This window comes from Micromonospora sp. NPDC051296 (assembly GCF_040682255.1).
Lineage (GTDB): Bacteria > Actinomycetota > Actinomycetes > Mycobacteriales > Micromonosporaceae > Micromonospora > Micromonospora craterilacus.
In genome coordinates this window covers 1-8,186 of the sequence record NZ_JBFBAO010000322.1, presented here as the reverse complement: position 1 = coordinate 8,186, position 8,186 = coordinate 1, and the positions used below count along the sequence as shown (strand labels likewise).

Genomic DNA, 8,186 nt, shown 5'->3' with positions numbered 1-8,186 from the left:
GCTTGCTCGCGTTGTCGATCTCCAACTCCACCTGGCGGCCGATCTTTGACGTCGCCCGCCGGTCGGCGTCGCCGACGCGCTCCTTGCCGATCGGCAGGCCCTCCAGCGCCGCCCGGACGCTGATCGTCGTGCCGGGTCGCCAGAAATCGGGCGCCCGGTAATAGACCTGGCTACCGTCGCCAACCCAGGACCAGGTGCCCGGCTGCGGCGGGTCCGTCTTCACGAACAATCGCCGCTGCACATCCGTCCTGGCCTCCTTCGGAATTGGCGGGTCGAAGGCGACGGTTACCGGCATCGCCGTACCGTACGTCCGATTACCGGCGAAATACATCGTGCTGGTGATAGCCTGCTTCGACGATTTCGGCTGGGTCGTGAAGGTTGTCTTGCGGGTGACGGTCTTACCCTTGTCGCCGGTCGCGGTCACCTCGGCGGTGTAGGTGCGCTTCGGCTGCAACGTCTTGCTCGGCACCCACCCGGATCCGTCCTCACGCGGCTCCGCGTCGACCGTCGCCCCCTTGTCGTCGGTGATCCGTACGGCGGTGACCCGCCCATGCTTGACGACGGTGCCGATCTCCCCGCTGATCGGTACGTCACGCGCCCCCTCGGCCGGTGTCACCGCCAACTCCGGGGAGGCCCGCCCTGCGGGCCCGGCCTCCTTGCGGTCGCTCGTACACGCGCCGAGCGCCAGCGGTGCCGCTGCGACGGTCACCGCCAACAGCGCCAATCGCCCCCTCAACTCCATGATGCGTCCCCCCGTTTATTGCTCCGTCCTCCTCCGCCACATTCTCTCCAGCACCGCAGCGACGGTTACGCAATTTCCGAAAGAGCGCACACATTTCACAGAAGACGTTTCTCCGTAATCGCACCGCAACGACCGGCAAACGCCTCCCAACGCTGTCCCGGGCGGTAGCGGCGGGCTGCGACCCGGTGTCCCGGCTCGCGCCATTCACGGCCGATGTCGCGACGGACACGAAAGCGCGCCCGGCGTCCTGTCCTGGACGCCGGGCGCGGCGATCGTCCCTGCGGATCAGACGGCGGCGATCAGCAGCGCCGGCTGCTCCACACAGTCGGCGACGTGCCGCAGGAAGCCACCGGCCACCCCGCCGTCGCAGACCCGGTGGTCGAAGGTGAGGCTGAGCTGCGTCACCTTGCGCACCGCGAGCTGGCCGTCGACCACCCACGGCTTGTCGACGATGCGGCCCACGCCGAGCAGTGCCGCCTCGGGGTGGTTGATGATCGGGGTGGAGCCGTCGACGCCGAACACCCCGTAGTTGTTGAGCGTGAAGCTGCCCCCGGTGAGCCGGGCCGGCGGCAGGTCGCCGGCTCGGGCCGCCGCGGTGGTGGCCGCCAGCTCGACCGCCAGTTCCGCGGTGGTGAGCCGGTCGGCATCGCGCAGCACCGGCACGACCAGGCCGCGGTCGGTCTGGGCGGCGATGCCCAAATGCACCCCGGCGGACTGGATGATCCGCTGACCTTCGGTGTCGACCCGGGCGTTGAGCTGCGGATAGCGGCGCAACCCCGACAGGCAGATCCGGGCCAGCAGGGCGAGGATGCTCACCGGCCGGTCCGGGCGGGCCGCGTTGATCGCGGCCCGGGTCTCCAGCAGGGCGGTGGCGTCGGCGTCCACCCAGATGGTCACCTCAGGGATCTCCCGCCGGCTGCGGGAGAGCTTGTCGGCGATCGCCTTGCGGATGCCGGTCAGCGGGATGACCACATCCGGCGCGAGCCCGGCGTGCCCCGCCGGCTGCGCCGGCGGGCCCGCCGGCAGGTCCGGCACCACGGCCAGCCGAACCGGCACGCCCGCGGTACCGGCCCGCGCCGCGTCGGCCAGGGCACCGGCCGCCGCCTCCACGTCGGCGCGCCGGACCACGCCGCCGGGGCCGCTGCCCCGCAGGGTGGTCAGGTCCACCCCGTGTTCGCGGGCCAGCCGCCGCACGATCGGCGAGATGACCAGTGCCGGCACCGCCACCGGGCCGGGGCCGGCTGACGCCGGGCCGGGCACAACCGACGCCGGGCTGGGCAAGGCTGGCGCGGAGTCCGGCGCGGGCGCCGGTGACGCGGCGGGCCGGGACACCGGAACGGCCTGGGTCGCCCCGGCGGCCGGCACGCTCGCCCCGGGCGCGTGCCCGGCGGGCGCGAGCCGGGACCGGCGGCGCCGGCGCGAGCCGCCGTGGCCGGTGCCGTACCCGATCAGCACGTTGCCGGAGCCGGCCCGCTCCTCCTCGCGGTAGACGGCGTGCCCGGCGGGTTCGGTCGCCCCGGAGCCGGCGCCGTCGGCGACCGGCTCGGCCACCGTGATCAGCGGCTGGCCGACCGGGCGCACCTCGCCCTCCGTGCCGTGCAGGGCGACGACCCGGCCGGCGTACGGGCAGGGCACGTCCACGACGGCCTTGGCGGTCTCCACCTCGACCACGGTCTGGTCCACGGTGACGATGTCGCCGACCGCGACCCGCCACTGCACGATCTCCGCCTCGGCGAGCCCCTCGCCGAGGTCGGGCAGCAGGAAAACGCGCTCGGTCATGCCGCGCTGCCCTCGGTCAGCCAGCGCGGGTCGGGCTGGTCGTCCCACTGCAACCGGGCCACCGCGTCCAGCACGCGGTCGACCGAGGGCAGGTGGGTGTGCTCCAGCATCGGCGCGGGGTACGGGATGTCCAGCCCGGAGACCCGCAGCACCGGCGCGTGCAGGGCGTGGAAGCAGCGCTCCTGCACCCGGGCGGCAATCTCCGCGCCGACCCCGGCGAAGCCCTGCGCCTCCTGCACCACCACGCAGCGGCCGGTACGCCGGACCGAGGCGGCGACGGTGGCGTCGTCGAACGGCACGATGGTGCGTACGTCGACCACCTCCAGGTCCCAGCCCTCCTCGCGGGCGGCCTCGGCGGCCTCCAACGCGACCGGGACCGCCGGCCCGTACGCGACAAGGGTGGCGTCGCGTCCGGGCCGGCGGACGACCGCCCGGCCGAACGGCTCGGTACGCGCCGACAGGTCCGCCTCGGCGCTGGCGAAGTAGAGCTTCTTGGGCTCCATGAAGACCACCGGGTCGGGGTCGTCGATCGCCTCCCGCAGCAGCGAGTACGCGTCGGCGACGGTCGCCGGGGTGACCACCTTCAGCCCCGGGGTGTGCGCGTAGTACGCCTCGGAGGAGTCGCAGTGGTGCTCCACCCCGCCGATCCCGCCGGCGTACGGCACCCGGATCACCATCGGCACGCTCAGCGCGCCCCGGGTGCGGTTGCGCAGCTTCGCCACGTGCGAGGCGATCTGCTCGAACGCCGGGTACGCGAACGCGTCGAACTGCATCTCGACCACCGGGCGCAGCCCGGACATGGCCAGCCCGACGGCGAAGCCGACGATGCCGGCCTCGGCGAGCGGGGTGTCGAAGCAGCGCTTGTCGCCGAACCGGGCCTGCAACCCGTCGGTGATCCGGAAGACCCCGCCGAGCTGCCCGACGTCCTCGCCGAAGACGACGACCCGTTCGTCGTCGAGCATCGCGTCGGCGAGCGCGGCGTTGAGCGCCTTCGCCATGGTCATGGTGGCCATCAGGCGTCCTCCTCCTGCGCGGCGGCCAGCTCGGCGCGGACCTGCTCACGTTGCTCGACCAGTTGCGGGGTGGGCTGCGCGTAGACGTGCTCGAAGAGGCTCAGCGGGTCGACGGTGGGCTGGGCGTTCATCCGTTCGCGCAGCTGCGCGGCGTACGCCTCGGCCTGCTCGGCGATCTCGGCGACGGCCGCGTCGTCCAGGACGGCCTGGGCCCGCAGGTAGGTCTCCAGCCGGGCGATCGGGTCCCGGTCGCGCCACGCCTCGACCTCGTCGGCGTCCCGGTAGCGGGTCTGGTCGTCCGCGTTGGTGTGCGGCTCCATCCGGTAGGTGTGCGCCTCGACCAGGTACGGGCCCTTGCCGGCCCGGGCGTGCGCGACCGCCCGGTTGAGCACGGCCAGCACGGCGACCGGGTCGTTGCCGTCGACCTGCTCGCTGGGCACCCCGTAGCCGACGCCCTTGTAGGCCAGCGAGGGGGCGGCGGTCTGCCGGGACAGCGGCACGCTGATGGCGTACCGGTTGTTCTGCACGAAGTAGACGACGGGTGCCTTGAACACGGCGGCGAAGTTGACGCCCTCGTGGAAGTCGCCCTCGCTGGTGGCCCCGTCACCGATGTAGACCAGGGCCACGGTGTCGCGCCCCTGGTACGACTCGCCGTAGGCGAGGCCCGCGGCGTGCACGCACTGGGTGGCGAGCGGGGTGCACTGCGGGGCGGTGCGCCGCTCGGCCGGGTCGTACCCGCAGTGCCAGTCGCCGCGCAGCAGGGTGAGCACCTCGACCGGGTCGATGCCCCGGGCGGTCAGCGCCATCGACTCGCGGTAGGTGGGGAACACCCAGTCGTCGTCGCGCAGCGCGAGGACCCCCCCGACCTGGCAGGCCTCCTGGCCCCGGGACGACGGGTAGACGGCGAGCCGGCCCTGTTTGGTCAGCGCGGTGGCCTGGGCGTCGAAGCGCCGGCCGATCACCATCCGCCGATACATCTCGCGCAGCGCCTCGACGGGCGGCTCGGGGTAGTCGGCACGGGACGGCAGCGGCGTGCCGTCCGGGCTCAGCAGCCGCACCGGGTCGGCCTGGGGTAGCAGGCCGGCGGACGGGTCGGGCGCGGCCGGGGTGGCCGGCTTGCGCTTCCGTGGGGATGCCTTGCGGGCCGCCTGGGGGGTGGTCGTCACGGCGGAACCTCCTGGACGTGTGGTGGCCCTATGCTCCTGGTGTCGGATGATTGACTCAAGATGCCCGGTGAACGCGGGATGAATGGCACCGAAGGGAGGCAGCGATGGGCCAGGAGACCGCCGAGGGGCCGGGCCTGCGGGGTGGAACGGGACGATCGGCCCCCGCCCTCGACGAGGTGGACCGGCGCATCCTCGACGAGCTGGCCCGCGACGGCCGGATCTCCATCCGTACCCTCGCCGACCGGGTGCACGTGTCCCGCACCAACGCCTACGCGCGGGTGGAGCGGCTGCTGCGCGACGGGGTGATCACCGGGTTCGCCGCGCGGGTCGCCCCGGAGCCGGCCGGGCTGGGCACCTCGGCGTACATCGCGTTGACGATCCGCCAGGACACCTGGCGGGAGGTCTCGGCGGAGCTGGCCCAGGTGCGCTACGTCGAGCACGTCGCGCTGCTCAGCGGCGAGCACGACGTGCTGGCCCTGGTCCGGGCCCCGGACAACGCCACGCTGCGGGACGTGGTGCTGGACCGGGTGCAGCGCATCGCCGGGGTGCTGTCCACCCGCAGCTGGCTGGTCTTCGAGGAGTACCACGGGGTGCGCAGCCCGTGGGCCTGACCGGAGCCGGGCCGCCGGCCGCGCCGGTACGGCGGGCGGCTCAGCGCTCGGGTGGGGCGGCCAGGCCCTCCCGGTCGGCCAGCTCCAGCAACGCGTCCAGCGAGAAGCGCCGCCCGTCCAGGCCGGCGTGCGGGTCGCCCCGGTCGGCGAACCGGCCCGGCATGGTGGTGACGTCGAAGTCCTCCGGCCGGGCGTCGTCCAGCTCGGCCCAGTCCAGCGGCGCGGAGACCAGCGCCGCCGGGGTGGGCCGGATCGAGTACGCCGAGGTCATCGTGTGGTCCCGCGCCATCTGGTTGTAGTCGACGAAGACCGGCCGGTCCCGTTGGTCGCGCCACCAGGTGGTGGTGACCAGGTCCGGGCGGCGGCGCTGCATCTCGCGGCCGAGCGCCAGCACTGCGCGCCGGCAGTCGCCGAAGCTCCACCGGGGTTCGATCGGGACGTAGACGTGCAGGCCGCGCCCGCCGGTGGTCTTGGGGTAGCCGGCCAGGCCCAGCTCGTCGAGGAAGCCATGCACCTCGTGCGCCACCGGCACCACCTGGTCGAAGCCCACACCGGGCATCGGGTCCAGGTCGATCCGCAGCTGGTCCGGCCGCTCGACGTCGGCCCGGTTCACCGGCCACGGGTGGAAGCGCAGCGTACCCAGGTTGACCGCCCAGATCACCACGGCCAGCTCCCCCGGCGCGACCTCGTCGGCCGTCCGGCCGCTGGGGAACGTGATGTGCGCGGTGCCCACCCAGTCGGGCGCGCCGGCCGGCACCCGCTTCTGGTAGAACGCGTCGCCCCGGTTGTCCTGCCGGGTGGCGATGGTCGCACCCTCGAAGACCCCTCGGGGCCACCGTTCCAGCATGGTCGGCCGGTCCCGCAGTGCGCGCAGGATGCCGTCACCGACGGCGAGGAAGTAGCGCACCACGTCGAGCTTGGTCAACCCGCGCTGCGGGAAGTACGGCTTGTCCGGGCTGGAGACGCGGACCACCCGCTGCCCCACCTGGATCTCCTCGGCCGCCGTCGCCACGCCTGAAGGGTACGACGGGCTGGCCGGCGTTAGCGGACTACCGACCGGCGCCGAGCCGCGGGAGTTCGTCGGTCGGCGCGTCCACCGCCGGCCCCGGCCGTTGGGCGACGACGCCGGACCGGCCACCGGGACCCTCGTGCCCGGTGGCCGGGACCCGAGGCGCGACAGCGGGCACCGGCGGGCGGGTCAGCAGCGCCGGGGTCCAGTCCTTGAGCCGCAGCGCGGGCCGCTCGACCAGCTTCCAGGACAGGAACGCCGCCGCCCAGGCCACGGCCACCGACAGCAGGACGAACGGCCCGAGGCCCCAGCGGCTCCAGCCCAGACTCGCCATCACCTGCTGGCCGACGAACCCGTAGATGTAGATGCCGTACGAGTAGTCGTTGCGGCGGCCCACCGCGTGCAGCCGGCGGGGCATCCGCACCGACAGCCAGATCAGCAGGTACGCGTAGGCCGGCAGGCCCAGCACGGTGAAGCCGCCGACCAGCAGGGACAGCGCCAGCACCACCGCCGAGCCGAGGCCCAGCAGGTCGTTGACCGGCACCCGGTCCCGGTAGAGGTCGAAGCTCGCCCCGAGGGCGAAGAGGAGGCCCAGGTAGAGCAGCCAGTGGTAGCTGGCGCTGCCGAGCAGCGGCAGCTCGACGCTCCCGCGGACCGTCTCGGCCGGGCCGCTCCACCGTCCGGTGCTCCACCAGTTCAGCGCGACCGCCGCGTAGAGGGCGAGCGTCAACGCCAGCACGAACCGCCGGGCCTGGCGCAGTACGGCGGTCACGGCCAGCAGGGCCACCGCGAGGTAGCAGAGCATCTCGTACTTCAGCGACCAGAGCGCGCCGTTGAAGACGCTGTAGCCGACCTTGCGCCCCCACGGTGTGGTCTCGACCAGCAGTCCGTCGATGCCGTACTGCCGTACGCCGGTCCACCAGTTCGCCTGGGCGTAGGCCAGCGGACCACCCCGCTCCCACGGGTTGTCGAAGAACCCGGTGACGGTGCCGTTCTCGCGCAGCGCCACCAGCGGGGCCACCAGCAGGGCGGTGACCAGCAGACACACCCACAGCGCGGGGAAGATTCGCAGGCCACGGTGCCAGAGGTAGCGGCCCAGGCTGGCCCGGCGGGCGCTACGGGTGATCAGCAGCCCGGAGAGCACGAAGAAGCCGTAGACGGCCATCGTGCCGACGTTGGTCTGCCCGCCGAACAGGTGATGGCCCAGGTCGCTGGCGCCGAAACCGAGGGGTTTGGCGTGTGACGCGACGACGGCGAGGGCCAGCGCCAGCCGGATCAGCCCGATGCCGTTGCTGCGTCCGGAGAGCAGGTCCGCCAGCGTGCCCCGTGACCGGGCGATCCTTGGCAGCGTCTTTCCCATCGAGCGCACGCTACCAGCGGCACCGGCGACCCCGGAGAACGTCGGCGCGGGCAGCGGGAGGACCGGGAGGGGAACGTCCCACCCGGTCCACCGCGTACGCGCAGGTCAGCCGTTCTCCCGCTGGATGCGCGCGGAGAGCATCTGCTTGCCCTGCTCGCCCGCCTTGCGGTTGTTCTCCTGCATCTTCCGGAACCAGCTGGCCAGTTCCGTGTCGCCCCGCGCGTCCGCGTCGGCGATGTACGTCTCCAGCCGCCAGATCTGTTCCAGCGACATCTGCAGTGCATGGATCAGGTCGTAGTTCTTGTCCTTCACCGGACTCGCCGGCTCCTTCACCATCGTGGCCACGGTTCACCTCCCAGATAGGTACCTCGGGCCCGGGCCGCGTACCCCTGGCCCGCACCGGCACACGCCACGAGGCCCAACACCTACGAAAGTCGCGAACCACCGGCGACGAAATATGACACCGGGGATGTAACAACACATCCGGCCGGAGCGCTGGAGTGGGC

The 8,186-nt window shown here is 73.0% G+C and carries 8 protein-coding genes; 1 reads left to right on the top strand and 7 read right to left on the bottom strand.

The annotated features are described in order from the left end of the window. The 4 genes from AB0M52_RS26510 to pdhA form a co-directional block, all read right to left on the bottom strand. A partial coding sequence (locus tag AB0M52_RS26510) for an Ig-like domain-containing protein (RefSeq protein WP_363958992.1) occupies window positions 1-742 on the bottom strand: 742 nt, incomplete at its 3' end. 285 nt (window positions 743-1,027) lie between these two features. After that, complete coding sequence (locus AB0M52_RS26505; protein ID WP_363958989.1) at window positions 1,028-2,521, bottom strand: dihydrolipoamide acetyltransferase family protein; 1,494 nt, start codon at window positions 2,519-2,521, stop codon at window positions 1,028-1,030. Continuing rightward, window positions 2,518-3,534 carry an alpha-ketoacid dehydrogenase subunit beta gene (locus AB0M52_RS26500; RefSeq protein ID WP_363958986.1) on the bottom strand — a complete coding sequence of 339 codons (1,017 nt, stop codon included), beginning with the start codon at window positions 3,532-3,534 and terminating at the stop codon, window positions 2,518-2,520. The genes AB0M52_RS26505 and AB0M52_RS26500 overlap by 4 nt, the downstream gene beginning before the upstream one ends. Next, complete coding sequence (gene pdhA, locus AB0M52_RS26495) at window positions 3,534-4,700, bottom strand: pyruvate dehydrogenase (acetyl-transferring) E1 component subunit alpha (protein WP_363958983.1); 1,167 nt, start codon at window positions 4,698-4,700, stop codon at window positions 3,534-3,536. The genes AB0M52_RS26500 and pdhA overlap by 1 nt, the downstream gene beginning before the upstream one ends. 104 nt (window positions 4,701-4,804) lie before the next feature. On the opposite strand from pdhA, the gene AB0M52_RS26490 reads away from it, so the two are divergent. Next, on the top strand, window positions 4,805-5,311 hold the full coding sequence (locus AB0M52_RS26490) for an Lrp/AsnC family transcriptional regulator (protein WP_363958980.1): 507 nt from the start codon (window positions 4,805-4,807) through the stop codon (window positions 5,309-5,311). Window positions 5,312-5,351: 40 nt separating this feature from the next. Here AB0M52_RS26490 and AB0M52_RS26485 read toward each other — a convergent pair whose 3' ends face one another. The 3 genes from AB0M52_RS26485 to AB0M52_RS26475 all read right to left on the bottom strand — a co-directional run bounded on the left by AB0M52_RS26485 (window position 5,352) and on the right by AB0M52_RS26475 (window position 8,016). Further along, window positions 5,352-6,323, bottom strand: a complete 972-nt coding sequence (locus tag AB0M52_RS26485; RefSeq protein WP_363958977.1) for a DNA primase small subunit domain-containing protein — start codon at window positions 6,321-6,323, stop codon at window positions 5,352-5,354. Window positions 6,324-6,360: 37 nt separating this feature from the next. Further along, entirely contained in the window at window positions 6,361-7,680 is a 1,320-nt protein-coding gene (locus tag AB0M52_RS26480) for an acyltransferase (RefSeq protein ID WP_363958974.1), read from the bottom strand. A gap of 105 nt (window positions 7,681-7,785) precedes the next feature. Continuing rightward, window positions 7,786-8,016 (bottom strand): hypothetical protein, encoded by a 231-nt coding sequence (locus AB0M52_RS26475; protein ID WP_363958994.1) that lies wholly within the window; start codon window positions 8,014-8,016, stop codon window positions 7,786-7,788. Window positions 8,017-8,186 lie beyond the last annotated feature (170 nt).

Excerpts from the sequence above, each read along its gene's own strand:
- AB0M52_RS26505 (WP_363958989.1), bottom strand. The coding sequence starts at position 2,521 with ATGACCGAGCGCGTTTTCCTGCTGCCCGACCTCGGCGAGGGGCTCGCC.
- AB0M52_RS26500 (WP_363958986.1), bottom strand. The coding sequence starts at position 3,534 with ATGGCCACCATGACCATGGCGAAGGCGCTCAACGCCGCGCTCGCCGAC.
- AB0M52_RS26490 (WP_363958980.1), top strand. The coding sequence starts at position 4,805 with ATGGGCCAGGAGACCGCCGAGGGGCCGGGCCTGCGGGGTGGAACGGGA.
- AB0M52_RS26480 (WP_363958974.1), bottom strand. The coding sequence starts at position 7,680 with ATGGGAAAGACGCTGCCAAGGATCGCCCGGTCACGGGGCACGCTGGCG.
- AB0M52_RS26475 (WP_363958994.1), bottom strand. The coding sequence starts at position 8,016 with ATGGTGAAGGAGCCGGCGAGTCCGGTGAAGGACAAGAACTACGACCTG.